General features: G+C 31.2%; 30 protein-coding genes and 1 riboswitch. Of the genes, 6 read left to right on the top strand and 24 right to left on the bottom strand.

Annotated elements, in window-relative coordinates; translation table 11 throughout:
* Window positions 1–2 precede the first annotated feature (2 nt).
* Together AC5SLL_RS02165 and AC5SLL_RS02160 are read right to left on the bottom strand one after the other, a co-directional pair.
* The gene (locus AC5SLL_RS02165) at window positions 3–1064 is read right to left on the bottom strand and encodes a homocysteine S-methyltransferase family protein (RefSeq protein ID WP_006996716.1); all 1062 of its coding nucleotides are present in this window, start codon (window positions 1062–1064) and stop codon (window positions 3–5) included.
* A 66-nt stretch (window positions 1065–1130) separates the two neighbouring features.
* Window positions 1131–1195, bottom strand: a riboswitch (SAM riboswitch).
* A gap of 295 nt (window positions 1196–1490) precedes the next feature.
* Window positions 1491–1697 carry a DUF1737 domain-containing protein gene (locus tag AC5SLL_RS02160; RefSeq protein WP_006996714.1) on the bottom strand — a complete coding sequence of 69 codons (207 nt, stop codon included), beginning with the start codon at window positions 1695–1697 and terminating at the stop codon, window positions 1491–1493.
* Between the two features lie 441 nt (window positions 1698–2138).
* Between AC5SLL_RS02160 and AC5SLL_RS02155 the strand changes: the two genes are divergently transcribed.
* Window positions 2139–3104 carry a hypothetical protein gene (locus AC5SLL_RS02155; protein WP_494586897.1) on the top strand — a complete coding sequence of 322 codons (966 nt, stop codon included), beginning with the start codon at window positions 2139–2141 and terminating at the stop codon, window positions 3102–3104.
* 193 nt (window positions 3105–3297) lie between these two features.
* Here the strand turns inward: AC5SLL_RS02155 and AC5SLL_RS02150 are convergent, their stop codons facing one another.
* From AC5SLL_RS02150 to AC5SLL_RS02140, 3 genes are all read right to left on the bottom strand, one after another.
* The gene (locus AC5SLL_RS02150; protein ID WP_271617183.1) at window positions 3298–3462 is read right to left on the bottom strand and encodes a hypothetical protein; all 165 of its coding nucleotides are present in this window, start codon (window positions 3460–3462) and stop codon (window positions 3298–3300) included.
* A gap of 187 nt (window positions 3463–3649) precedes the next feature.
* A complete protein-coding gene (locus AC5SLL_RS02145) occupies window positions 3650–4087 on the bottom strand; it encodes a DUF4396 domain-containing protein (RefSeq protein ID WP_494579087.1) in 438 nt (145 codons plus the stop codon).
* A 5-nt stretch (window positions 4088–4092) separates the two neighbouring features.
* Window positions 4093–4521, bottom strand: a complete 429-nt coding sequence (locus AC5SLL_RS02140; RefSeq protein ID WP_494586896.1) for a c-type cytochrome — start codon at window positions 4519–4521, stop codon at window positions 4093–4095.
* Between the two features lie 78 nt (window positions 4522–4599).
* Between AC5SLL_RS02140 and AC5SLL_RS02135 the strand changes: the two genes are divergently transcribed.
* On the top strand, window positions 4600–5484 hold the full coding sequence (locus AC5SLL_RS02135) for a DMT family transporter (RefSeq protein ID WP_494586895.1): 885 nt from the start codon (window positions 4600–4602) through the stop codon (window positions 5482–5484).
* Window positions 5485–5498: 14 nt separating this feature from the next.
* On the opposite strand, the gene AC5SLL_RS02130 is transcribed toward AC5SLL_RS02135, so the two are convergent.
* The 6 genes from AC5SLL_RS02130 to AC5SLL_RS02105 all read right to left on the bottom strand — a co-directional run bounded on the left by AC5SLL_RS02130 (window position 5499) and on the right by AC5SLL_RS02105 (window position 8873).
* Window positions 5499–5657 (bottom strand): pentapeptide repeat-containing protein, encoded by a 159-nt coding sequence (locus AC5SLL_RS02130; protein ID WP_494586894.1) that lies wholly within the window; start codon window positions 5655–5657, stop codon window positions 5499–5501.
* A 26-nt stretch (window positions 5658–5683) separates the two neighbouring features.
* A complete protein-coding gene (locus AC5SLL_RS02125; protein WP_494586893.1) occupies window positions 5684–6007 on the bottom strand; it encodes a pentapeptide repeat-containing protein in 324 nt (107 codons plus the stop codon).
* A gap of 97 nt (window positions 6008–6104) precedes the next feature.
* Complete coding sequence (locus AC5SLL_RS02120; protein ID WP_494586892.1) at window positions 6105–7505, bottom strand: Glu/Leu/Phe/Val family dehydrogenase; 1401 nt, start codon at window positions 7503–7505, stop codon at window positions 6105–6107.
* 49 nt (window positions 7506–7554) lie between these two features.
* The gene (locus tag AC5SLL_RS02115) at window positions 7555–8043 is read right to left on the bottom strand and encodes a hypothetical protein (RefSeq protein ID WP_494586891.1); all 489 of its coding nucleotides are present in this window, start codon (window positions 8041–8043) and stop codon (window positions 7555–7557) included.
* Window positions 8040–8333, bottom strand: coding sequence for a hypothetical protein (locus tag AC5SLL_RS02110; protein WP_494573543.1), 294 nt, complete (start codon window positions 8331–8333; stop codon window positions 8040–8042). The genes AC5SLL_RS02115 and AC5SLL_RS02110 overlap by 4 nt, the downstream gene beginning before the upstream one ends.
* A gap of 141 nt (window positions 8334–8474) precedes the next feature.
* Window positions 8475–8873: an HIT domain-containing protein gene (locus tag AC5SLL_RS02105; RefSeq protein ID WP_271487184.1), complete on the bottom strand. Its 399-nt coding sequence runs from the start codon at window positions 8871–8873 to the stop codon at window positions 8475–8477.
* A 59-nt stretch (window positions 8874–8932) separates the two neighbouring features.
* On the opposite strand from AC5SLL_RS02105, the gene AC5SLL_RS02100 reads away from it, so the two are divergent.
* The gene (locus tag AC5SLL_RS02100; RefSeq protein WP_168606116.1) at window positions 8933–9133 is read left to right on the top strand and encodes a DUF2061 domain-containing protein; all 201 of its coding nucleotides are present in this window, start codon (window positions 8933–8935) and stop codon (window positions 9131–9133) included.
* A 16-nt stretch (window positions 9134–9149) separates the two neighbouring features.
* Here the strand turns inward: AC5SLL_RS02100 and AC5SLL_RS02095 are convergent, their stop codons facing one another.
* Genes AC5SLL_RS02095 through dctP form a run of 6 tightly spaced genes read right to left on the bottom strand, consistent with a single transcriptional unit; the run spans window position 9150 to window position 15177 of the window.
* Window positions 9150–10454 (bottom strand): malonyl-CoA decarboxylase domain-containing protein, encoded by a 1305-nt coding sequence (locus AC5SLL_RS02095; RefSeq protein WP_494586890.1) that lies wholly within the window; start codon window positions 10452–10454, stop codon window positions 9150–9152.
* 6 nt (window positions 10455–10460) lie between these two features.
* A complete protein-coding gene (locus tag AC5SLL_RS02090) occupies window positions 10461–11297 on the bottom strand; it encodes a sulfite exporter TauE/SafE family protein (RefSeq protein WP_494573540.1) in 837 nt (278 codons plus the stop codon).
* Window positions 11297–12301 (bottom strand): tRNA dihydrouridine(20/20a) synthase DusA, encoded by a 1005-nt coding sequence (dusA, locus tag AC5SLL_RS02085; protein ID WP_494586889.1) that lies wholly within the window; start codon window positions 12299–12301, stop codon window positions 11297–11299. Before dusA ends, AC5SLL_RS02090 begins: the two co-directional genes overlap by 1 nt.
* Complete coding sequence (locus AC5SLL_RS02080; protein ID WP_494586888.1) at window positions 12291–13622, bottom strand: TRAP transporter large permease; 1332 nt, start codon at window positions 13620–13622, stop codon at window positions 12291–12293. The genes dusA and AC5SLL_RS02080 overlap by 11 nt, the downstream gene beginning before the upstream one ends.
* Window positions 13622–14116 (bottom strand): TRAP transporter small permease subunit, encoded by a 495-nt coding sequence (locus AC5SLL_RS02075; protein ID WP_494586887.1) that lies wholly within the window; start codon window positions 14114–14116, stop codon window positions 13622–13624. The genes AC5SLL_RS02080 and AC5SLL_RS02075 overlap by 1 nt, the downstream gene beginning before the upstream one ends.
* 50 nt (window positions 14117–14166) lie before the next feature.
* Window positions 14167–15177: a TRAP transporter substrate-binding protein DctP gene (dctP, locus tag AC5SLL_RS02070; protein ID WP_494586886.1), complete on the bottom strand. Its 1011-nt coding sequence runs from the start codon at window positions 15175–15177 to the stop codon at window positions 14167–14169.
* Between the two features lie 85 nt (window positions 15178–15262).
* On the opposite strand from dctP, the gene AC5SLL_RS02065 reads away from it, so the two are divergent.
* A complete protein-coding gene (locus tag AC5SLL_RS02065; protein WP_494587064.1) occupies window positions 15263–16408 on the top strand; it encodes a CaiB/BaiF CoA transferase family protein in 1146 nt (381 codons plus the stop codon).
* Here AC5SLL_RS02065 and rpoZ read toward each other — a convergent pair.
* Both rpoZ and AC5SLL_RS02055 read right to left on the bottom strand, forming a co-directional pair.
* The gene (gene rpoZ / locus AC5SLL_RS02060; protein ID WP_494586885.1) at window positions 16405–16932 is read right to left on the bottom strand and encodes a DNA-directed RNA polymerase subunit omega; all 528 of its coding nucleotides are present in this window, start codon (window positions 16930–16932) and stop codon (window positions 16405–16407) included. The two genes, AC5SLL_RS02065 and rpoZ, sit on opposite strands and share 4 nt — an antisense overlap.
* A 42-nt stretch (window positions 16933–16974) precedes the next feature.
* Window positions 16975–18183: an MFS transporter gene (locus AC5SLL_RS02055; RefSeq protein ID WP_494586884.1), complete on the bottom strand. Its 1209-nt coding sequence runs from the start codon at window positions 18181–18183 to the stop codon at window positions 16975–16977.
* A gap of 14 nt (window positions 18184–18197) precedes the next feature.
* On the opposite strand from AC5SLL_RS02055, the gene AC5SLL_RS02050 reads away from it, so the two are divergent.
* On the top strand, window positions 18198–19064 hold the full coding sequence (locus AC5SLL_RS02050) for an NAD(P)-dependent oxidoreductase (RefSeq protein WP_494586883.1): 867 nt from the start codon (window positions 18198–18200) through the stop codon (window positions 19062–19064).
* Between the two features lie 6 nt (window positions 19065–19070).
* Window positions 19071–19670: a flavin-binding protein gene (locus AC5SLL_RS02045; RefSeq protein ID WP_494586882.1), complete on the top strand. Its 600-nt coding sequence runs from the start codon at window positions 19071–19073 to the stop codon at window positions 19668–19670.
* Between the two features lie 84 nt (window positions 19671–19754).
* On the opposite strand, the gene AC5SLL_RS02040 is transcribed toward AC5SLL_RS02045, so the two are convergent.
* The 5 genes from AC5SLL_RS02040 to AC5SLL_RS02020 form a co-directional block, all read right to left on the bottom strand.
* Window positions 19755–20516 (bottom strand): hypothetical protein, encoded by a 762-nt coding sequence (locus AC5SLL_RS02040; protein WP_494586881.1) that lies wholly within the window; start codon window positions 20514–20516, stop codon window positions 19755–19757.
* A gap of 2 nt (window positions 20517–20518) precedes the next feature.
* Window positions 20519–21379, bottom strand: a complete 861-nt coding sequence (locus tag AC5SLL_RS02035) for an inverse autotransporter beta domain-containing protein (RefSeq protein ID WP_494586880.1) — start codon at window positions 21377–21379, stop codon at window positions 20519–20521.
* 109 nt (window positions 21380–21488) lie between these two features.
* On the bottom strand, window positions 21489–21938 hold the full coding sequence (locus AC5SLL_RS02030; protein ID WP_494586879.1) for a hypothetical protein: 450 nt from the start codon (window positions 21936–21938) through the stop codon (window positions 21489–21491).
* Between the two features lie 3 nt (window positions 21939–21941).
* Window positions 21942–23045 carry a dienelactone hydrolase family protein gene (locus tag AC5SLL_RS02025; protein WP_494578546.1) on the bottom strand — a complete coding sequence of 368 codons (1104 nt, stop codon included), beginning with the start codon at window positions 23043–23045 and terminating at the stop codon, window positions 21942–21944.
* Between the two features lie 74 nt (window positions 23046–23119).
* The gene (locus AC5SLL_RS02020; protein ID WP_494586878.1) at window positions 23120–23632 is read right to left on the bottom strand and encodes a gamma carbonic anhydrase family protein; all 513 of its coding nucleotides are present in this window, start codon (window positions 23630–23632) and stop codon (window positions 23120–23122) included.
* Window positions 23633–23640 lie beyond the last annotated feature (8 nt).

The following is a 23640-nucleotide window of genomic DNA, read 5'->3' as shown; positions in this document are numbered from 1 at the left end:
ATTTACGCTTTGTCTCCATATTCAGTCATATGTTTTGGAATTCTTTTATTTTTTCCATACATAAAATGATTTTCCATGTTCTCTCGATATTTACTTGCTGGAACAGTTAAACCAATAGATTCAGCAACTTCCCTAATCAACATTGGGTTTGCTCCACAACATACTCCAAGGTAATTAATACCTAGCTCATAAGCATCTTTTGCAAATTTACCTATTTCATATCTATTACAAAAATGTGGGTCCAATGCTGTTGGAAACGTTCTTCCATGAGGTGATGGACACTGACAATTACTTCTATCTGGTAGATTAAAAAATGTTGGGTAATCTTCACTGGTTCTATAAGGAATAGGTAAAGCTCCAACATGACATTTAACTGCTTTTCTAATTTCTTTTAAAAAAGGAAACATAGTAGCAGGTCCTCTAAAACAATTTAAACCAACAACATCAGCCCCTAATTGCTCTAGCTCTTTACAGGTATCAACAACTGATTTTCCATCTCTCATTTTATTTTCACCCATTGGGGATATGGTTAATACAGTTGGTAAACCTGTTTTTTTCATTATCTCTAAAGCTTTAAAAGCTTCTTCAGCATAATAAAAAGTTTCACCAATTAACATATCAGCACCTTCTTCAACGGCCCAACCAATCATCTCTGTAAACATTCCTTCAACTTCTTTTTGAGATTGTGGATCATTATGTTTCCAGATATTTGAATTTGAAATATTACCTGCCATCAAATTTGGTTTTGATCCTTTAGGAGTATCTAGTGCTACTTTTTTAGCAATTTTTAATGCTGAACGATTTAGTGGTTCGAGAAGTTCTTCCTTACCAATAACACGCATTTTTTCTCTGTGTCCATTATAAGTAAAGGCCTCAACTACATCAGATCCTGCGTGTTGAAATTCTCTATGTAAATTTTCTAAAACTTCAGGATGATCTAATGACACCATTGGAACAAATTCCCCTGATGACATATAGCCACGTCTTTCTATCTCAAATAAAAAACCTTCTGCGCATATAACAGGTCCTTTATCTAATCTTTCTTTTAATTTATTTGTGCTCATTTTTTTTCCTCTTGTTTTGGAGAAAAAAGGTCACAAAATAATCAGAGGTTATATTCATAGGCCTCTTTTCTCCTTTTTAGTGCTTAAGCAAATGCAGGGCGCACAATATGGTTCAACTGCCCGGCTTAATTTTATGAAAGATAAAAAAAAACCACCTGTCTAAAGCGGTGGTTGAAGCGTCGCTTTAGCAGGATTTATAACGCGCTCTGCAATTTAACTTAACTCAGCGCAATCACATATAATCAACTTTCTCTCAAACTGTCAATTGAAAAAATAAATAATAGTTAAAATTATGAGAATAATGACAATCCAAATACTAAGATTAGTTAAAAACTGCTTTAATTTAGAATTAGATTGTAGAAAAGCTGGGAGTACTAATAAGAGTATCCCTAGCATATAAACAAAGGGTATTATCTGATCTGCCATTTATATCGATGATAGCTTCATCTTTTTGGAATACTTTTTCTGAGGTGAATTTTTTATAACTGCTTGAGCACAACGCATGACCCCTCTTTTTTTATCAAAAGTCATTTTGGGTTCACCATACAATTTCCATCCATTGGATATGGCCTCCGTTACACGATGGCAAAATTCTGAAGTGTCGTCACTTGTAATAAATCTATAACCTTTCATAATCAGACCTTAACAAGTCCTAAATCGGGTGTCTATATCTAGGACGATTGTTACTTAATGAAATAGTAAGATTAGTTAAGAATTTTTGTAATAGAGCATCTTTTAAATACTTTTATCAGTAAATTCATATAACTCATTAAGCGTTATAGTTATGTTAATTATAAGCCTCTATTAAATGAAATTTAAGTTATTATTCAGCTAGACAAAATCATTAATTAATATACATAACGATGAATCAACTCCTCTTAAAACTTATTATTAAATTCTCTAGCTAGACTTCAACTTCGAATAATATAAAAATTGATGAATCAACTCTCCCCAAAGTAAACTAATAAACTTAACTATAGATATATTTTTACCAACCTATTAAATCGACCTTAAGACTAAGAATCGTTCGAAATGAAAAACAATAAAAAAAACATAAAATAGGAAAATAGAAAAATGGAAATGACCTTAATATATACGATAGTAGGCTTTGCTTTAGCGGGGTACAGTGTTATTGCAAATGACTCAATTCAAACATTGGGAACTTTTATCGCGTCAAAACAAAAATGGTTTAAATGGTACACTCTTGCTAGTGCAGCATCATTTGTAATGATACTTGCTATTACTTGGGGTTGGTACAGTAATAATGGAGATATCTCTTACGGTAGATTAACAAGAATACCTTTCCAAGAAATACAATGGTACCACGCAGTGGCACCAGGAATACTTCTTATATTAACAAGAGTAGGTATACCTGTTTCAACAACCTTCTTAGTTTTATCAGCTTTTGCCTCAACGGTAGTACTTGAGAAGATGCTTATGAAAAGTGTTGTCGGCTATGGTTTAGCTGCAGCTGCTGCTTATATTTGTTGGATTGTTATCTCTAAATTTATTAATGAAAAATTAGATGAAGTTAGTGACAAATGGATTTCCTTTTGGCGTAACTCTGTATGGGTAACTTCAGGCTGGTTATGGTGGGTTTGGTTATCTCATGATGTAGCAAACATTGCCGTATACCTTCCAAGACAATTAGATGTTGCTCTTTTATTAGTTGTTCTGGGTTACTTTACAGCACTACTTTTTTATATCTTCTACATTCATGGTGGAACTATTCAAAAGGTTGTCTTAGAAAAAACTGGAACAAGATATGCAAGATCAGCAACTATTATTAATATTATTTATGCTGCTGTTCTTTATTACTTTAAAGAGCTTAATGATTTACCAATGTCCACAACCTGGGTATTTGTTGGTCTATTATGTGGAAGAGAATTAGCAATCGCATCAATGAATAAAGACTATAAGTTCAAATATGTGTTTCCACTAATTGGTAAAGACTTTCTTAAAATGATATTCGGATTAAGTGTGTCAGTTGGAATTGTGCTTGCAATTCACTACATCATAATTCCAAATAATTGGTTTTAAGTTTTAAGACAATTAACATTTAATTATTAGCTCTAAGCATTTAATTTATTGCTTAGGGCTTAATAATTTAAGCAAAATAGTTTCAAGTATTAATTATTTAAGCTTAAACCTTAAGCACAAAAACTTAAAGATCATATAGTTAAATTTCCCAAGACCGTAGGAATTTGGTTCTGTTTTTTTAGTCTGTAATTTTTTAGTTTTTTTCTTCTTCATGGCTAATATGATTTTGTGTTTCATTTGAATGTTTGAGATTATAGCAATCTGTACAAAGTAAGATAACCTCTGGTCCAGAGCTTACTTGTGTTAAGATGGCTGTATCATCTCCACACTCACTGCAACCAGATAAACGTTTTTTCATTTACGTTTAGTGCGTGTTATCTCATTAATTTTATCAATATAGTTTTTAATTTCAGTACTTTCTGAGAGTTTATCGTCTACCTTTGGATTTTTCTTTTTTTGATAAGTGTAATAAATAGGCATGACAATCGATAAGGTAACGATAATAACTGCTAATATAATTTCAAAAGTTGTAACCATTTCAATATTTAATGACACGCTTGATTAAATTTTTTTAGTCTCCAGTAATTATACGGCCAAGGTGTTAAAAAACCAACGGTTAACATAATAGGTACTACCCACCACGTTAACATTGCTCCTCCTGTTAAAAAATAATCTGTAGCATTCATAGAGATTTCCATACTAACCATTGAAATAAAACTCATTCCCAATGCTGTTTTTAAAGCATCATTAAATTTAAAATTTTGTCTTATCAAAATTATAGTTTCCAAAATAATACTTGTAATTAAACCATTAATAATTGCTAAAGTCATAATAGCTAAGACAGGCCAAGGAATACCTGTTATTTGAAAATATAAAATGGTACCAAAATCACCAATAGCACAACCTAACAAACACCAGGCAGTATTTTTGGCACTTCTTTTCCAGGTGTGTTTACAAGACCAATGAAATGTATCTGTTGTCATATAATTTATTTACTTAAATTTATTTGATGTTGGTAATAATCATCTGGCCAAAAACTTTTAATGTAGGCTAAAACTGAATCTATATCTTTGTCATTTAACTTGTCTCCAAAAGCACCCATTTTACCTTCATAGTCACTAATTATTCCAACTAAGCCATATTTAATAATTTTATGTAATGTCTCATCATCATGGTGCCAAGTATGACCCGTTCCATTTAGTGGTGGTGCTTTACGATGACCATCTTCATCTAAACCCTTCCAATTTTCAGCTCCCGATAAATTAACTTGGTGACAACTAGCACAATTATTTTGGTATACAATTTTACCTCTAGCAATCATTAACTCAGAATCTCTGGTAATTGGAAAATGATTATCTGAATAAGAAATACTACTTAATGATATAAACAGAGTTAAAATTAAAAGTATCTTTTTCATAACAACTAAACTTATATATTAAAATTGTTAGATTAATCTTATATTTTTTTAAGATTGATTGATTATAAGTGTTTATTAATGAACAATTTTTTATTATTTATTGTCACACTTTTTTGCTGGTCTCCTACTTGGTATGTCATCAAGTTTCAATTAGGCTACGTTGATCCTTTAGTATCCGTGTTCTATAGGTTTTTGATAGCTGGAATAGTTATCTTTATTTATCTAATTTATAAGAAGAAAAATCTTAAGTTCTCTTTTAATCAACATCTTTGGTTTTTGCTATTTGGGGTTTGTCTTTATTCTCTAAATTACGTTTTCTTTTATTTATCAAACACTTATTTAATAAGCGCATTTCCAGCGATTGTCTTTTCAACGGTCGTCATTATGAATATTTTAGGAGAAGGGTTTTATTTTAAAAAGAAACCATCTTTAAAAACTTTACTGGGTGCAACTATTGGAATGATTGGGATTATAATCATCTTTAATGATGAGATTTTCAATTTCAGCTTTGCGAATGGAACCCATGTTGGATTATTTTTAGCCTTACTTGGTACACTAAGTGCATCAACAGGTAACATGGTTCATCAAAGAAACTTAAATAATAACTTTCAATTAATACCAACACTTGCGTATTCAATGCTTTATGGATCACTGGTCACACTATTAATCACCCAGATAAAAGGTACTGAATTATTATTTGAATATACTTTTAGTTATATCGCTTCCCTTGCTTATCTATCAATAGTTGGTTCAATATTTGCTTTTATATTTTACTTAAGATTGTTAGAAAAAGTTGGAGCTGGACGAGCGGGTTATGTGGGTGTTGTGATGCCTGTACTTGCTTTATTAATTTCAACTGTATTTGAAAACCTTGAATGGCAACAAGATTTAATTATAGGTCTACCCATTTTAATAATTGGAGCAGTACTTGTGATTAATCAGAAAATTAAAACTGTAAAATAATTTTTAAAATTTTTTTATTTATTGCAGTTACCAATAGAACCTAAAGAACATTTAGTTCCATCAATCCAAGTTGCATTGTTAAGATTGGCACCTTCAAAGGTAGCATTTAAGATATTAGCCCCCGTTAAATCTGCTTCAAAAAGATTGCTGTTAGTGAAGTTTGTCTCAATCAATGAAGCTCCTTTGAAGTTTGCTCTTGTTAAGTTCGCACTTGAAAAGTTAGCTTTTTCAAAATACCCCCTTCAAGATTTGCTTCATATAAATTAGTTCTAATAAAAGAAGATTCTACAAAATTACCATTAGATAATATTGCATTCATCATTACCCCTTTATCAAAGGTAACTTTAATAAAGCTGATAAAAGAAAGATTAGAATTTGGTATATAAGCTCTACTTAAATCTTGGCCTTCTGAGAATTGACAATTAGAATAATCCACTCCATCAGTTGGAGCATCATCACAACCTGCTTTTGCACCGTTAGTTAACAATAAGCTTAAGACTAAAATGGTAAAAAGCTTGCTCATAAAGCCTGCTCTTATTAATTTTATCATAATAAATGCTAACAAATCATAGATCAGGAGTCTTCTATTAATTTAATTATAGGTAAAATTAAACCGCTATTTATCGTTTAGGGAAGCCTTCTACGGTATAGAAGTTTCTTATCTTTTTTAGAGACACGTAATAAGCACTATCTCTAAAGGATTTTTTTATTTGTTTTTTAGCATTATAAATTTCAATAAATGCATTTCTCATACTGTCTTCTAGTCCTGAAAAAGCTAAGTCCTCTTCATCAGCACCATGAACAATTCTTTTAATGGTATCAAAGTCAGTTTTAGTATTAGTTTTTTTATCTATCAAATCAATAATGTCTAATATTTTTTGTTCTTGAAATCTTTTTTCAACTCTACCAAAACGTATATGAGAAATATCTTTTACCCACTCAAAATAAGAAACCACAACACCACCCGCATTGACATAGATATCAGGAATAATCATAACGCCTTTTTCAAATAATTTTTGATCCGCCTCAAATGAAATGGGTCCATTTGCAGCCTCAATTATTAATTTCGTTTTAATTTTATCTACATTATCAATGGTGATTACATTTTCTAATGCAGCTGGAATTAAAATATCACAATCTAATTCTAAAAGTTCGCTTGGATTATTTTTAAATTCTCCAAGTTTAGGATTATTGATAGTTTTATTTGTCTTATAAAATTCAATTAGTGTATTTATATCAATGCCTTTTTTATTATATAAATAACCATCAAATTCACCTATGGCTATAATCTTTGCATTATCTCTATTGTATAAATGTTTGGCTAAATTACTTCCAACATTACCAAAGCCTTGAACTATAATTTCATTATCCTTTAATTCATTTTTCAATCCTGCTTCTTTAACAACATCTTCATGTCTAAATATTTCTCTAACTACTTCTTCAATACCTCTACCGGTAGCCTCAGTTCTGCCAGCAATACCTCCTCTGTGTATTGGTTTGCCTGTTACACAGCCTCTATAATTTATATCATCAGGTTTAAGTGTTTTGTAGGTCTCTAAAATCCATTCCATTTCTCTTTCAGACGTTCCAACATCTGGGGCTGGAACATTTAATGCTGGAGAAATAAAACCTTTATTAATTAGTTTGCTTGCAAATGCTTTAGTAATTTCTCTAAGTTGAGGCATTGTGTAGTTCTTAGGATTAATTTTCAAACCCCCTTTTGCACCACCAAAAGGAATATTAACTATTGCACATTTGTAAGTCATTAAAGATGCTAAAGCTTCTGTATCATCTTGATCAACAGTTTCAGAATATCTTAGTCCACCTTTAGTTGGAAGAATATGCTCTGAATGAACCGCTCTCCATCCAGTAAAATTATTAATTTTTCCATCTAAGACAACACCCACATTTACTTTAATTAATGAATGAATAGATTTTAAATGCTCAAGTAAATCATCACTAAAGTTTAGTAATTTAGCTGATTTATCTACATGTAAGTTGACGTTATCTTTAAAACTCATTTTTAAAACTTATATATTAATAAAATTTATTAACTACTTTTATCTAAGACTAATTAGGCTTAGTCCAATATCCATAAACACAACGTGTGCCCCGTCTAGAGCAATCATAAGTATCATGTAAAACACCATCTTTAACAACCGTTATGTGTTTTGAACAAGATACAATTAAAGTCCCACTTGGAAGTTCATCTTTTTTTAAATGAACTTTACAGCCTTGACCAACAAACATCGTTGGCGTCCACTGCCACCCAAGTTTTTCAAGATATTTCTTAACCACAACTCTATGAGTGCCTGATCTTGGGCTATCATTTTTTTGTTTTAAACTTCTAGCAAGTCTTGTTCTAGATGTAGTTCTAAATTCTTCATTAGCTTTATAAAGATCATCATAAATTTTTTGATAAGGAAGACCTGTTACAATTGCAATAGATCTAACTACACAGTCTCCTGCTTTTCCTTTATATCCGGCAGCCGCTCTGCCTCCATCATTGATTTGTAATTCTAGATTGCTACTTGAGAATAGTTTCTTAAAGAAATTCACGATTTAGTTTTATGATCTAAGATCTCAATCATACACTGAGTTGCGTATTCACGCCATTCCACAGCAGATTTATCCTTAAGGTTATTAAGGTGGCTCATGTTGCTATCTATATTTTCTTGATGTTTAGCTTTATCCACTTCATCCAGATTTTTTTCCATGTTAGTAAGATTGGTCTTCATTGCGTTAATCCAACTATTGCCAAGCTCTACACATTTAACATCATCTTTCTCATCACAAATTTGTTTAAAGAAATTGAAAATAACATCATCTGCTTTTATCTCTTTGCTCATCTTATTTACCAATTAGTAAAGCAAGCAGTTGATAAAGTCTAGTTTCAATTAAAACGTGTTAACAAATTAGAGACGAATCAGATACATAATAGTTAAGAGGTAGTGGCGGGAGACTAAAACTACCTCTGTCCTCACCCTCTATTAAAAATACTTTTTAATTTTAGAAATAGTTTTAGCTAATAAATTTTTTGTATAAGGTTTTCCTTTAACCACCCAAACCGATAACGGCCAAGTACTATCTTTAGTAGATCTTGCAATTATATGAATGTGTAACTGAGGAACAATATTACCAATTTTTTCAACATTAAGTTTTTTTGTTTTAAATATTTTTTTCATTAACTTGCTGCAATGAACAATTTCCTTCATTAATAGCATTTGGTCTTTTGAGTTAAGTTCAGAAATATCAGTAATATTTTTTCGCTTAGGAATTAAAATGATCCAAGGAAATTTAGCGTTATCAATTAAACGAATACTACACAGTTTTAATTCAGTTATTAAATGAGAATCTTTTAGAAAACTTTTACTTACTTTATTTGCCATTGTTAAACATTAATATAAATGTGTTCTATAAGCAAAAATTATTATAGGCTAAATTAATTATGGCTGACAAAAAAATACGATCCGTTGCTAAAACATTTTCATGGAGACTTTTTATTTTTATCTACTGGGTAATATTTGGATATATTTTTACTGGTAGTTTTAAAGGAGCTGGAATATTGGGACTGGGCTCTATAATTCCTCTTTTTTTTTATTATTTTCATGAAAGAATTTGGAATAAAGTTAAATGGGGTCTTAATTAAAATTCAAAGATTATATTTATAAATATTTCTTTATTTTATCAGAGACAATTACTTTATTGCTATTCATGTAATCTTCATGATTTTTTTCAATATTTTTTAATTCATAAAGATAATTGACCATCACACCATAAGATCTTTTAAAGCCAGTTTCTGAAATATTAGCATTAATTACAATATCTTCTACAATAGCTCCATTACCTAAATGAAATCTACTCACATCATTAACAGGTAACCCTTTTTGGTTTTTTTCATTAACAATATAATGTGCAACTAATTTCGTTATTGCTTCTTTATTTTTTACAATTCTACCATCACCTAGTTTTAAGTCTTGAGATTTTAAAAAGATAACATCTTGATCTTTTAGATCGCCTAAAATATTTTTAATCTTAGTTTCTTCTAAATAACTAAACCAATCAGCAAACCCTGGTATAGGTGATAAGGTGCCAAAGTTTTTAATATGAGGAAGCTCTTCTTGTATTTCATAAACTACTCTCTTTATTAAAAAATTACCCAAAGTTACTCTAGATAGGCCTTCTTGACAGTTACTAATTGAATAGAAAGTAGCAGTATCATAAGATTTTCCTTCATTATCAGTCGGCTTCATTAATTCTTGAATAGATCTACCAAGACCTTTTGTAAGGGCTACTTGAACAAAAATAATAGGTTCATCTTCAAGAGCTGGATGAAAGTAAGAAAAAAACCTTCTATCTTCTCCTAATCTTCTTTTAAGTTCATTCATATCTTTTATATGATGAACTCTTTCATATTTAATTATTTTTTCTAAAACTGCAGCCTTTGTATCCCATGTGATTTTAGAAAGTTTAAGAAATCCTGGATTAAACCAAGCTCTAAATAAATGTCTAAGATCATTATCTAATTCTGAAAGTTCTTTGTTGTCTTTTAATATTCTTATTAAATCTTCTCTTAATGCAACTATAATCGCTGTTCCATTTGGCGCCATATTCATTCTTCTAAAAAGTTCTCTTCTCTTACCTTCAGAAACTTTAAATAAATTTGACAAAGTATTTTCGTTTTGAGATTTGGTATATTTTTCAATTGCTTCGTTAACTTTTGTAAAGCTAGGCTTATATTTCTCATTAATTTTTTTAAAAAATAATAATTTATTTTCTGGAGATAGTGATTGATATAGTTCAGTAATATCTCTAGCTACAGTTATTCCAAATGCTGCACCTTTGTGTGAAATTAAATCATCACATAAAGAAAAAATAGATTCTAAGTCATTTTTTTTAATCTTTTTTATACTAAAAAGTTTTTGACCTGCATCAGCAATAGATGAGATTATCTCTTTAAAATTAAACATAATTAATTATATAATATTTAGATATTCAACGAAAGATCTTATGGACACTATAAGTAAAAAAGTACCAAAAATTTTACTTAATAATTTTTTATCTATTTTATAAACAGCTTTTGCTCCCAACCTAGCCATAATCATTGTAACTGGAACAAATACTGCAAACCCTAATAAATTTATATAACCTACACTAAAAGGTGTGTTGATATTATCAATTATCTTTCCACCCATAATCATTGTGATCGTTCCGCTAAGTGAAATCAAAAAGCCAACTGCTGCAGCTGTACCAATGGATTTTCTTATGTCATAACCAAAAGTTCTCATAAATGGTACCATTAAAGATCCTCCACCAATGCCTAGAGGAACTGAAATAAAACCAATCACAATCCCTGAGATATTTTTGACAATGTCAGAAATTGTTTTGGGATTTTCAACAAGTTTTTCTCTAAGAAAAATAAAAAATAAACCCACCATAAAAGCAAATATTGAAAAGAATAATACTAAAGTTGGTGTCTTTAAATTAACTGCTAAAAAAGTTCCAGCAATAACGCCTATTAAAATAAATATACCAAAAGATTTTACCATCTTAAAATCTACTGCATCATATTCCATATGAGTTTTGGTTGAAATTATTGAAGTTGGAATAATAATCGCTAAAGAAGTTCCAACAGCTAGATGCATCCTGGTAACTAATTCAAAATCTAATACTGTAAAAGCATAATACAAAGCTGGAACCATTATAATTCCACCACCAACACCTAGTAATCCAGCCATAAATCCTGCAACAGCTGCAGATATTGCAAGGACCGACAGTAGGTTAATTATCTCACCATAGTTTAGGTTTTCCATTATGAGTTAGCTTGATTAGCTTTTTCGTTATTTTGCACAATGGTCATTATATGTTTTGATTTTTGAAAATCAGAGTCTCTTGCCATCATATTATCACTTAAATATCTCTTCCATTCTTTTGAACCTATTTGACCGTGATATAATCCAACTGTGTGTCTCATAATATGATTTACTTTTGTGCCAAGCTTAACTTCTTTCTCAAGGTATTCTAGTAGTTTTGCAGCTATTTCCTCTCTTGTTGGCTGTTCTTTTGTTCCAAAAATTTCGTTTTCAATCTCAACTAAAGAATAAGGATTTTGATAGATGGACCTACCAATCATCACTCCATCACATAAAGTTAAATGGTTTTTAATTTCATCAATCTTTGAAATACCTCCATTAATAATAATTTCTAAATCAGGATTTTCTTCTTTAACTTTATAAACCATTCCATAGTTTAGTTTTGGAATATTTAAATTTTGTTTAGGTGACATACCAGTTAAGATAGCTTTTCGAGCATGTAGTATAAAAGTATTACAACCAACCCCTTTCATCTTTAGTATAAAATTATTTAAATAATCAAATTCCTCCGTGTCATCAAAGCCAATTCTAGTTTTTGCAGTAACTGGAATTTTACAAGCATTAACCATTGAATCAATGCATTCCGCAACAAGGTCAGGTTCTCTCATCAAGCAAGCACCAAACATATTTTTTTGAACTTTTTTACTGGGGCAACCTAAGTTAATATTAATTTCATCATAGCCCATGTCTTCTGCAATTTTTGCAACTTCAGCTAACTCTGTTTTATCGGATCCACCCACTTGTAATGCTAGAGGTTTTTCTTCGGGACTGTAAGATAAAATTTTTTTACGATCTCCATGGATTGCAGATTTTGTTGCAACCATTTCTGAGTAAAGCATAACATTCTTACTCATCAATCTTAAAAAGTATCGATCATGACGATCGGTACAATCCATCATCGGTGCTACAGAAATTTTTCTATTAATGTCTTTTTTAATATCCAAGAGGTTTACCCATTAATTTATCAGGTAACCAACTTACAATTTCAGGAAAAATACACAATATCAATATAGATAAAACCATCATCATCATAAATGGAAATGATCCCCTTAAGATTGTAGATAAACTTACATCAGGCGTTATTCCTTTAATTATATATAGATTTAATCCAACGGGTGGCGTGATTAAACCTATTTCCATATTTATAGTGAATACAATCGCAAACCAATAAGGGTCAAAACCAAGTGTAGTTATCACAGGTAACAATATAGCTGAAGTCATCACAATAACAGCAACTGGTGGTAAAAAGAAACCAGCAACAAGTAAAAACACATTAACCATTAAAAAAATCATCCATTTATTACTACTTAACTCAATCATACTTTGAGCAAGCGATTGGGTTACGTAAAGTTGAGATAATGTGAATGCAAAAAGATAAGAGGCTGCAATAATAAACATTATCATAACACTCTCTTTCATTGAAACTTTAACAATATTCCATATTTTTTTAGGCTGATAAATTTTGTAAACAACCGCAATCATTACAAAAACTAAGAATGCTCCAACACCAGATGCTTCAGATGGTGTGGCTACACCTCCATAGAGAACGTATAAAACTCCAACAATAATAGCTAAGAACGGAAAAATTCTAGGAAGAACTTCAAATTTTTCTCTCAACGTTGGTGGTTTTCTGTTTCTTAATAATTTAGCTGCATTTTTATCAATAAAGTAACTGTGTATTAGTGCCCAAACAGCAAAAAGACTGGCCAACATAAAACCAGGAACAATACCTGCTAAAAATAATCTTCCAATAGAAGTACCTGTTGCCATTCCATAAACAATTAAAACTATACTTGGTGGAATTAAAACCCCAAGCGTTCCTCCAGCTGCAATTGTACCGGTAGCTATTTGGTCTGAATATCCTCTTTTTCTCATTTCAGGAATTCCCATAGTTCCAATAGCAGCACACGTTGCAGGACTTGACCCACTTAATGCTGCAAAAATTGAACACGCTCCAATATTAGAGATTACTAAGCCACCAGGAACTCTCCATAACCATCTATCAAGACCAGTATAAAGATCTTTTCCTGCAGGAGAGTTGGCTACAGCCATTCCCATAAGAATAAACATTGGGATTGATAGTAAAACAAATGAATTTAAGCCTGCATAAAATGTTTCTGCAAAAACATCTAGCATTTGAAATCCTTCAAAAGCGATTAATAAAGCAATTGAGACAAAACTTAAACCAAAAGCAATTGGAATTCCTGAGAACAAAACTATTAAAGTAAAGATAGCAACTATTAGTGCAATCATTAAAGGATCCATTATCTTAAATCTCCTTCATCAAACAGTTTAATTATCTCAGCAATATATTGAAGTATCATTAGTATTGAGCCTATTAACATTGAAGAATAAGGTATCCACAAAGGAGGATCCCAAACTGTTCCTGTAGTATAATTTTTAACAAAAGCTTCCTCTACCATCAAAAAACCAAAGTAAAACAGTATTAAAAAAAAACCCAAACTTATAAATGAAGTAAAAATCTTCAATTTAATAATATTTCTGTTTGATAAAAAATCGTAAATCCATTCCATGCTTACGTGCGCTTTTTCGCTTAAAACATAAGCACTACCAATAAAGGTAGATGCAACAAGTAACATGGTAACTAATTCAGTTTGCCAAGTAATAGCACGTTGAAAAAAATATCTTTCAAAAACAAGTTCAACAATGACTAAAATAGATAAAATTAAAGCTCCTACTGCGAAAGCACCACAGGCTTGAGAAGCATAATGACAAAAATTAAGATATTTATTTTTCATAAAAAAAACCCCCATTTATTTTCATAAATAGGGGTTCTTTATATATTATTTTATTTAACTGCTAAAGCCATTTCCATAAGCTTAGCACCACCTGGTACTTGCTCAGCAAATGCTTTGTGAGAAGTTTTCTTAGCTATTTCTACCCATGCAGCATGATCTGCTTCAGACATATATACTAATTCAACACCAGCATCTCTATAAGCGTCTTCAAATTTTTTATCTAAATTTGACACTTGTGCTGTCATATATTTCTCAGCTACTTTTCCAGCTTTCATAAGAGCTTTTTGTTGCTTCGAACTTAAAGCATCAAAAGATTTCTTAGACATAAGGATCGGCTCATACATAAACCAAAGGCCAAATTTTCCTGGAGGTGTTGCGCATTTAACTTGTTCATAAATTTTGTAACTAACAAAACTTCCTGAACTAGTGTTTGCACCAGTTAATACACCTGTTTGTAGACCAGTATAAATTTCTGAAGATGGCATACTTTGAATACCAGCCCCTGCACCTTCTAACATTTGGTTAAACGCTTTTCCAGCTGCTCTCATTACTTGTCCTTTAACATCAGATGGGTTTCTAATACATTTAGTTTTTGATGCAAAACCACCACCTAACCAGGCATCAGATAAAACAACTACACCTGCATCATTAATAATTTTTTTAATCTCAGTCATCATTGGAGATTTATTAAATCTTAATGCGTGATCATGGTTTTTTACTGTTCCAGGCATTAATGTTGCACTAAACTCTGGGTGAAACTTTGATGCATATCCTAATGGAAAAGCTGAAATATCTAGTTGACCTGTAGTCATAGGTTTCCATTGCTCTTTAGGTTTATATAAAGATTTTGCTGGATAAATTCTAATATCAATATCGACATTAGCTTTTTTAACCTCATCAGCAATAATTTGAACCATCTCATGACGTGGGTCAAAAGATCCATCAGCTCTAGGTGTACCAGGCCATTGATGACTTGCTTTTAACGTTACCGCATAAGCAGAACCAACAGTTGATAAAACCAAAACTAATGCCGTAAAATATAAAGATACTTTTTTTAACATTACTCTCTCCTCTATTATTAATTAAGTGATGTATTTAATTAGAGATATTGATAAGAGTCAAGACTACATAATTACAGTACAAAATATGGATGGTCCTTTAAAAAACTTACTTGTTCTTGACCTAACTAGAGTACTAGTTGGTCCTTATTGCACGATGATGCTTTCAGATCTGGGTGCACGCGTAATAAAGATTGAGGCACCAGAAGTTGGGGACGACTCTAGAAAATTTGGACCATTTATTGAAGATTATTCAGCATATTTTATGTCACTAAATAGAGGGAAAGAAAGTATCGCTCTTAATTTAAAAAATGAAGATGATAAAAAAATATTTGATAAAATTTTAGCTAAAGCAGATATTTTAGTTGAAAATTTTAAACCAGGCACGTTAGAAAAATGGGGCTATGGCTGGAAAGATGTTTGTAAAAAATATCCAAGACTAATTTATGCATCAGCATCAGGCTTTGGACAAACAGGTCCGTTAAAAGAATTACCTGCTTATGATATGGTTGTTCAAGGGATGGGTGGCTTAATGAGTGTAACAGGTCAACCAAACTCTGAACCAACAAGAGTTGGTACATCTATTGGTGACATTACCGCAGGCTTATTTACAACTGTTGGAATTAATGCTGCACTTTATGATAGAGAAAAAACTGGTAAGGGAACTTTTATTGATGTTTCAATGTTAGATTGTCAAATTGCAATTTTAGAAAATGCTATTGCAAGGTATCTTGCAAAAAATGAAATACCAAAACCTATGGGATCTCGTCACCCATCTATTGCACCTTTTGAAGCATTTAAAACTAAAGATAGCCATATCATTATAGCAGCAGGCAATGAAAAATTATTTGAAAAACTATGTAATGTTTTAGATATTTCTGAAATTGCTCACGATCCAAAATTTAATACTAACTCTTTAAGATCTCAAAATATGGAAGATCTTAAAAAAATACTTGAAGACAAACTTGGTGCGAAAAATACAAGTGATTGGGTTAGTAAAATGGAAAAAGAAAAAATTCCATGTGGTCCAATATTTAATATAAAAGAAGCTGTTGAAAACCCTCAAGTTGAAGCAAGAAACATGATTGTTAAAGCACATCACAAAGTAATTGGAGATTTTAAATTAGCGGGCAATCCAATTAAAATGTCTAACTATAAAGATGAAAAAACACGTGGTGATATTCCTGATCTTGATGAACACAGAGAAAAAATCTTAAAGGAATTTAGTAATTAACTGTTAGGTTCAGTTTCTTCTGAGCTATCTTCTGTAGTTTCACTTTCAGCTAGTTGATCTAAAGAAACTGCTGTCTCCTCGTCTCCCGCTTCTAACTCAGCATCAACATCAACTTCTGGGTCTGCCTTTGCAGTTAATTCTTCTAAATCATCAGAGGATACTTGAATTTTTTCAGGAATTTTTCTAGCTCTTTTAGATGGTAAAATAGGAGTTCCACTTTTAGAAATTTCACCTTTGTACATACTTTCAAAATCATCACCAATAATTTCATCATCATCAGTACCATCGTCAACTTGCTCAACGTGTTTTCTAAGTTTGTGAATAGCACTATCTGTTAAATCTGAGACTTTAATCGTGTCAGCTGCAATTTCTCTTAAAGATATAACTGTATTTTTGTCATTATCTCTATCAAGAGTGGGCTCTAATCCTGAATTTAATTGAACTGCTCTTTCTTTAGCAACTAATACTAATTCATAAGGACTATCTACTTTATCTATGCAATCTTCTACAGTTACTCTAGCCATGCGCAGTATCTATACGGTGGCTAAAAAAAATCAAGGATAATTTTATAAATATTGAGGATTAAGCTTACTCTTAATGAGAAATAGCAGTGATATAGCTATTAAAATATAAGATCCTGAAACTAGAGCAATTTGCTCTATAGAAAATCCATCATCTATAAGTATTCCAAAAAGTGCTGTTCCAAAGGCTGTTGAAAATACCATTAAAGCGGTCGTTAGTGCTTTAATTGAACCAATGTATTTTACACCATAAATTTCAGCCCATGTAGCTGAACCTAGAACATTTGCTAGTCCATTTGAAATTCCAATTAAACCTAAAAATGCAAATGATGAAATTGGTGAGTTAAAATAATAAAGCACAAACGTTGAGACCAATAAAGGAATGTTCATATAAATTATCAATTTTCGACTACTAAACTTGTCGATTAAAAAGCCTGTTAAAAATAAAGTAATCACTGATAAAATTGAATACACCATAAAAGATTGTGCAATAACATAAGGTCCCCAACCTTTAGATGACACTATAAAAGATTGATAAACAAATGTACCTGTTGCAATCCAAGGCATCGCTAACATGCTTAAACATATAATATAAAAGCGATAATCTTTTAAAACTTCACCTCTCGTCCACTGCTTTATATCTTTAGTTTTAATATTTGTAGCACTAGATGTTTCTCTTGAATCTAATTTAACGTTTTTAACTAATTTAATGATGACAATAGGTAAAATAATAATAACTGAAATTGAAATGGCTATCCAAATATTTCTCCAATCAACAAAAGTTAATAAAAAAATAATTAATAAGGGTAAAATAAATTCAGCTAACGATAAACCAAGCCAAGTTGTGCTTAGTGCGCGTCCCCTAGTCTTTTCAAAAAATCTTGATATTGTTGTAGTTGCAGTGTGAGACATTAGTCCTTGACCTGATAACCTCATTAAGAAAATTGATAAAAATAAGAAAGCGACTGATGAAATTTTAGAAAATAAAAAACAAGAGATCGCTAGTAACGCAATGACGTAAGATGCAAATTTTAAAATATTAAAGTCATCTATTTTTTTTCCAACCCAAACAAGTATAAAACTACTTAACAAAGTAGCAGATGCATAAATTGATCCAAACTGACCATGGGTGATGGAAAGTGCGTCTCTTATGCTTGAATTAAATAGTCCTAGAAAAAAACTCTGTCCAAAGCTTGAAAAAAATGTAAATATAAAACCAAATAAAATTACTTTAAAATTCAAACTTTTAAACATAGGAAAAAAAAATTATGAGCAATGTTGCATTTATAGGATTAGGTGTCATGGGTTATCCAATGGCAGGTTATATATCAAAAGCAGGTCATAATGTAACTGTTTATAATAGAACTACTGCAAAAGCTGATAAATGGGTTGCAGAATATAAAGGGACAAAAGCAGACACACCTGCAAAAGCTGCAGAAGGTGCAGATTTTATATTTACCTGTGTTGGTAATGATAATGATTTAAGAGAGGTTACTTTTGGTGACAACGGTATTTTCAAAACAATTAAAAAAAGTTCCGTTTATATTGATAACACAACGGCCTCTGCAACAATTGCTAGAGAAATAAATGAGTTTGCTAAAAAAAATGGTTTTGGTGCATTAGATGCACCAGTATCAGGGGGTCAAGCTGGTGCTGAAAATGGTGCACTAACAGTGATGATCGGTGGAGATCAAGCTGATTTTGATAAAGCTAAGGACATCATTGATTGTTATAGCAAAAAAATGAAATTATTAGGTGGCGCTGGTAATGGCCAATTAGCAAAAATGGTTAACCAAATTTGTATTGCAGGTCTTGTTCAAGGTTTATCTGAGGCAATAAATTTTGGAATGAAAGCTGGTTTAAATATGGAAGATGTAATTGAGGTTATATCTAAAGGTGCGGCTCAATCTTGGCAAATGGAAAACAGATACAAAACAATGATTGATGATCAGTTTGAATTTGGTTTTGCAGTTGATTGGATGAGAAAAGATTTAAAAATCGCAATGGATGAAGCTAAAAATAATGGTTCCCTACTTCCAGTAACTGAAATTGTTGATAAATATTACGCTGAAGTTCAAAAAATGGGTGGAAACCGATGGGACACCTCTAGTTTGATCAGAAGACTAAGTAAATAATCCATAATGCAACCAGCATACTACGAAGATTTTGAGGAGATCAAAAATAAAATCTGGTCCATGCTGGACAATGCAATCAAAGATAGAGGTTCTCAATTTAGAATTCCTGTGTTTATCTGTGGTGACCAGGATGATTTTGATGGAAGAATTGTGGTTCTTAGAAAATCAGATAGAGAAAATAATCTTGTTCAATACCATAGTGATATCAGATCAGATAAAATTGCTAAATTAAAATCAAATAAAAACGCTGCAATGTTATTTTATGACAAGGATGAGAAAATCCAAGTTAGACTTAAAGTTGAATGCACCGTTAATCATGACAATGATATTACAAAACAGTCTTGGTTAAAAACAGGACACATGAGTAGAAAATGTTATTTAGTTGATAACGGGCCAGGAACATTATCTGAAACCCCTACTTCAGGACTAAAACCTGAACTGGATAATTTTGAATTTACAATGGAGCAAAGTGAGGTGGGATATAAAAACTTTACTGTTATTCAATGTAAAATTAAAAGTATGGAGTGGCTTTATTTAGCAGCCAAAGGTCACCGTCGTGCTAGATTTGATTTAGAGAATAATAAAAATACCTGGTTAGTTCCTTAATAAAAAGTACACCTCTCAATTCCAAATGTAGGCGATATTAGAGCTTTAGAAAAAGAAAATAAGTTACTTGAATTACTTAGATAATTATTTAATTGAAATTGTTACAATTGGTTCTGATGCATCGAACATACATAAACTTCCTACATCATTTGCTTGGATAGAATCCTGTGTGCCAAATGCAATATCAATAATTGGTGGCATCATTGTAACAACATAAGGAGATGTTAGCTCATAAATTAATACGTGGTCATTTCCAGTATCGCTAGGGTGTGTACTTGCAAATAAAGATGATCCTGTTCCTTGATCATATGTTTGTGTTTGACCTGTCGTAGTATTTCCACAGTTTGCAGTATTACATCTTATATAAGTATCATTTACCAAATAAATATTTTGTTCTGCTGCAGTACCTCCTGCAGCCACTACTGGTTTGTGTGTATATTTTCTTGCTGACTCACTGGATCCAGATGTAAAAACATCTGAAGCTAAAGTCTTTGTATTACATGTATTACTACCACCACTTATTGCAGTCACATTTTTCACAGTAAACTTTCTGTCAATTGTAACTCTCATATGGGTATAAGTTTCTCCAAGTGGTAAAACCATTGGATCTCCGTAAGAAGCGGCAGTTTCCCCAGCGTTTACTGAAGCTATGTCAATTACAGTATCACTATCTCCAACAACCACAGCATCATCACAATTGGCTACACCTGTGCTTCCTGTGCAAAATTCTAATTTTCTCATTGTAATTTTGTATACCGCAGCATCACCAGTAGCAGAATAAACCATCGAAATTTTTGATAAAAATAAAATAAGTGTAATAATAAATATGTTTATAATTTTTTTCATAACTAGTCTGCTCTTGAAACCGTAGCACTCCCTTTAAATTCAATCATAATTTTATTATTTCTCTTAACTTTGCTTAATAATTCACCTGACATATCTTTATTTTCTTTCCAAGCAACTTGACTAACACCATCCATTGCTGTTGGACCATTGTTTCTTGGTGGGTGCACTAATTGAATTTTTGCATACCATTCATCTTCTAAACCTTTTTTGTCTTTATCATCATAAGCAACTTCAAGATTTAGTGATTTTGTTAAAATCACTTCAGAACCCATTTTTGTTCCTTTAATATCGTCTCTTAAAACACCATCCCACTCATAATGATTAATAAATATTTTTGACCAATGTAGATAAGGTACCTGACTTGCTAATCTGTAGTCCCAGCCGTCTAATACTCTTTCATCATCTGAATCTTGTAAACCTTTATAAATATTAGAATGGAAATCTAATACAGAATTTCTTAATTCAAAACCTATACTCGCTCTTCTATTTGTTTCACTAAAATCATTATCCACAAAAGCGTTAAGGCCAACTAATAAATTTTTTTCATTAAGTAATTTTCTTGAACCTAGCCCAAAATTCCCGATTATTTTTTCTTCGTTAGCTTGTTCAGTTTCAAGTAGTGAAAATTGTGTGAAAATATTTCCACTATCAATTTTTAATAATTCTCTAACCGCTAAAATACTATAATTAGGTTTAGAGTCCTCTCTTAAATCTATACTTACCTCAGTGTGTCCTTCACCAGGAATTAAGCCAATTGTGTATTCTGAAATTTTTTCTGAAACTTTAGATAAAGTTTGCCCTTTGGTATCTGCATTAGCTACAGTTGTGATAAATAGTGATAATATTATTACTAAAACTTTCATTATCATTGCTTAATTTAAATAACTTAAAAAACAAATATTTTATAACTCAAAATAGGTTTTTTTTGTTGAAAAAACTTTACTTTTTGAGGGTGATACTTTTTTTTAAGTCTTATTTAAGTTGCTTAGCAAATTTTTTATATAGTTTTAAACAATCTTCAGTGTCTATTTTTCCTAATGGTTCAATCGTTTCCTTAAATTTTTTACCTAAACTTAGCCCTTCTGATTTAGAATAATCTAATAATTTTTTTTTAATTAATTTTTCTAATTTCCTCCTAACCGTTTCTTGAGGCATGGATAGATTTTCTGCAACTGCAAAGATTGTCAATTTTTTATCTTTCATTAATATCTTGTGATCTTCAGTCTCTGTCTCATCAAAAACTTCAGTCCAACTAAGTGACTTTCCTGAAGTGATAGTTTGATAGAGAAAATGTGTATATACTACTGACAAGATCATGTGACTTTCATAATCATGTTTCGCCATCTTTTTTACATTTAGAAAATGGTTAATATGATGAGAAACAATAAAATATATCAATTCATTGTCTATCCCTTTAACCATGACTTATAAGAGATTTTTCTTAAAAAAATTTATAAATTGAGGCATATATTCATCACCATGATTTCCTCCAACATGAGCTCCTCTTTTTAAACATTTTTCACCTTTTAAAATTTTAAACATTTTTTTAAAAGTTTTTTTAGGTTCTGTGGCAGCAGCTTCACCGTACTCCTCCCAACTATTAAAAAGTTTATACTTATTTAAACCTAGGTCAGCAAGTTTGCCCATAACAACACCATTATCATCAACGTAATTTGCAGGACATGTAGGCATAACCATTGCCTTAACTTTTTGAGGTTTATATGGTGAATGCCAATCATGACCCCAGCCTGATTTAATATCAATTTCAATTTGTCCTTCTTTAGCCAGAATATTTTTAACATATTCTTCACATGGCTTTGCTAAAGTTAAATCGTCATCTTCACCGTGGACATAAAGCATTTTTGTATTCTTTGTAAGTTCAGCATTTTTAAACAATCCAGCCATTCTGCACTCTGCAGCCTCTGGAAGTATTGCATCAAATCCATTTGATCCCTCTAAAAATTTTGATGTAAATTTTACATCTGCAACAAGTAAAGAATTCGTACCACCTCTTGAGTGACCATTAGTTCCAATTTTTCCATTTGATCTTGGATGAGATTTTATAAATTGATAAGCCATCATAGTATCTATTGCTTGACTAACCATCGTCGCCTTAGATTGATCTCTCCATGTATCTTTTGTGCCTCTATTACAAAAGCTATCAATCAACATTACTCCAATCCCAGCCTCCAGAAGATTTTTACGCGCTTTAACATAATAAGGATTAGTAAATAATGATCCAGCACCTCCACTTCCATGAGTCATAATCACTACAGGAGCTTTATTGGTACCTTTTGGAAAAGCTAAATATCCTGTTACAGTTACTGGGTTCAACAAATACTTTTCATTTAAAACGTTATACAAACCCATTGTTGTGTAAGAAGGCAATGCGATTATCTCCCCATCTTTTAAAACTTTATCTGCACCATATAAAATAGATTCTTTTTTAGAGCATTTGTATTTATCATGATCTGCAAAAGCAGATGATGAAAATAAAATTACAATTAAAATTAAAAATATTTTTTTCATAAATTATAAAAAACCCAATATAAGTTAACTATTTAAAACTCAAATGTCTAATAAACAAAAACCTATTTTGAGTTTTAAAATACTGATTTAGAATATTTTTTCCAATTATCTTGGTAATGAATTGCATTTTCAGTAATTGTTTTTGCCTCTTCTGTTGAGACTTGTCTTACAATTTTACCAGGGGATCCAATCACTAGAGAATTGTCAGGAATGACTTTGTTTTCTGTGATCAAAGCATTAGCTCCTATGATGCAATTTTTTCCAATTTTTGCTCCATTTAAAATGACAGCACCAATTCCTATTAAAGAATTGTCTTCAATGGTGCATCCATGAAGCATAACTAAATGACCAATAGTTACATCTTTACCTATTTTTAAAGGAAAACCTGGATCAGTATGAAGTACGCTTCCATCTTGAATATTTGATCCTTCACCAACATAAATGTTTTCAATATCCCCTCTTAAAGTTGCATTAAACCAAATACTGGTATTTTTTTCTAAAGTAACATCACCAATAATTGATGCGTTGGGAGCTACCCAATTTTCACCTACATTTTTAATTTTTTTATTTTCCAAATCGTAAAACATAACTATAT

The organism is Candidatus Pelagibacter sp. PS_43 (genome assembly GCF_059417795.1).
The sequence above is the reverse complement of the archived record's forward strand: the minus strand, read 5'-3'. Positions and strand labels throughout refer to the sequence as shown.

Excerpts from the sequence above, each read along its gene's own strand:
- AC5SLL_RS02080 (WP_494586888.1), bottom strand. The coding sequence starts at position 13,622 with ATGGATCCTTTAATGATTGCACTAATAGTTGCTATCTTTACTTTAATA.
- AC5SLL_RS02160 (WP_006996714.1), bottom strand. The coding sequence starts at position 1,697 with ATGAAAGGTTATAGATTTATTACAAGTGACGACACTTCAGAATTTTGC.
- AC5SLL_RS02045 (WP_494586882.1), top strand. The coding sequence starts at position 19,071 with ATGCAACCAGCATACTACGAAGATTTTGAGGAGATCAAAAATAAAATC.
- AC5SLL_RS02020 (WP_494586878.1), bottom strand. The coding sequence starts at position 23,632 with ATGTTTTACGATTTGGAAAATAAAAAAATTAAAAATGTAGGTGAAAAT.
- AC5SLL_RS02055 (WP_494586884.1), bottom strand. The coding sequence starts at position 18,183 with ATGTTTAAAAGTTTGAATTTTAAAGTAATTTTATTTGGTTTTATATTT.
- AC5SLL_RS02135 (WP_494586895.1), top strand. The coding sequence starts at position 4,600 with ATGAACAATTTTTTATTATTTATTGTCACACTTTTTTGCTGGTCTCCT.
- AC5SLL_RS02035 (WP_494586880.1), bottom strand. The coding sequence starts at position 21,379 with ATGAAAGTTTTAGTAATAATATTATCACTATTTATCACAACTGTAGCT.
- AC5SLL_RS02065 (WP_494587064.1), top strand. The coding sequence starts at position 15,263 with ATGGATGGTCCTTTAAAAAACTTACTTGTTCTTGACCTAACTAGAGTA.
- AC5SLL_RS02095 (WP_494586890.1), bottom strand. The coding sequence starts at position 10,454 with ATGTTTAATTTTAAAGAGATAATCTCATCTATTGCTGATGCAGGTCAA.
- rpoZ (WP_494586885.1), bottom strand. The coding sequence starts at position 16,932 with ATGGCTAGAGTAACTGTAGAAGATTGCATAGATAAAGTAGATAGTCCT.
- AC5SLL_RS02120 (WP_494586892.1), bottom strand. The coding sequence starts at position 7,505 with ATGAGTTTTAAAGATAACGTCAACTTACATGTAGATAAATCAGCTAAA.
- AC5SLL_RS02105 (WP_271487184.1), bottom strand. The coding sequence starts at position 8,873 with ATGGCAAATAAAGTAAGTAAAAGTTTTCTAAAAGATTCTCATTTAATA.
- AC5SLL_RS02140 (WP_494586896.1), bottom strand. The coding sequence starts at position 4,521 with ATGAAAAAGATACTTTTAATTTTAACTCTGTTTATATCATTAAGTAGT.
- AC5SLL_RS02025 (WP_494578546.1), bottom strand. The coding sequence starts at position 23,045 with ATGAAAAAAATATTTTTAATTTTAATTGTAATTTTATTTTCATCATCT.
- AC5SLL_RS02075 (WP_494586887.1), bottom strand. The coding sequence starts at position 14,116 with ATGAAAAATAAATATCTTAATTTTTGTCATTATGCTTCTCAAGCCTGT.
- AC5SLL_RS02040 (WP_494586881.1), bottom strand. The coding sequence starts at position 20,516 with ATGAAAAAAATTATAAACATATTTATTATTACACTTATTTTATTTTTA.
- AC5SLL_RS02150 (WP_271617183.1), bottom strand. The coding sequence starts at position 3,462 with ATGAAAAAACGTTTATCTGGTTGCAGTGAGTGTGGAGATGATACAGCC.
- AC5SLL_RS02030 (WP_494586879.1), bottom strand. The coding sequence starts at position 21,938 with ATGGTTAAAGGGATAGACAATGAATTGATATATTTTATTGTTTCTCAT.
- AC5SLL_RS02050 (WP_494586883.1), top strand. The coding sequence starts at position 18,198 with ATGAGCAATGTTGCATTTATAGGATTAGGTGTCATGGGTTATCCAATG.
- dctP (WP_494586886.1), bottom strand. The coding sequence starts at position 15,177 with ATGTTAAAAAAAGTATCTTTATATTTTACGGCATTAGTTTTGGTTTTA.
- AC5SLL_RS02090 (WP_494573540.1), bottom strand. The coding sequence starts at position 11,297 with ATGGAAAACCTAAACTATGGTGAGATAATTAACCTACTGTCGGTCCTT.
- AC5SLL_RS02100 (WP_168606116.1), top strand. The coding sequence starts at position 8,933 with ATGGCTGACAAAAAAATACGATCCGTTGCTAAAACATTTTCATGGAGA.
- AC5SLL_RS02155 (WP_494586897.1), top strand. The coding sequence starts at position 2,139 with ATGGAAATGACCTTAATATATACGATAGTAGGCTTTGCTTTAGCGGGG.
- AC5SLL_RS02125 (WP_494586893.1), bottom strand. The coding sequence starts at position 6,007 with ATGAGCAAGCTTTTTACCATTTTAGTCTTAAGCTTATTGTTAACTAAC.
- AC5SLL_RS02165 (WP_006996716.1), bottom strand. The coding sequence starts at position 1,064 with ATGAGCACAAATAAATTAAAAGAAAGATTAGATAAAGGACCTGTTATA.
- AC5SLL_RS02110 (WP_494573543.1), bottom strand. The coding sequence starts at position 8,333 with ATGAGCAAAGAGATAAAAGCAGATGATGTTATTTTCAATTTCTTTAAA.
- AC5SLL_RS02145 (WP_494579087.1), bottom strand. The coding sequence starts at position 4,087 with ATGACAACAGATACATTTCATTGGTCTTGTAAACACACCTGGAAAAGA.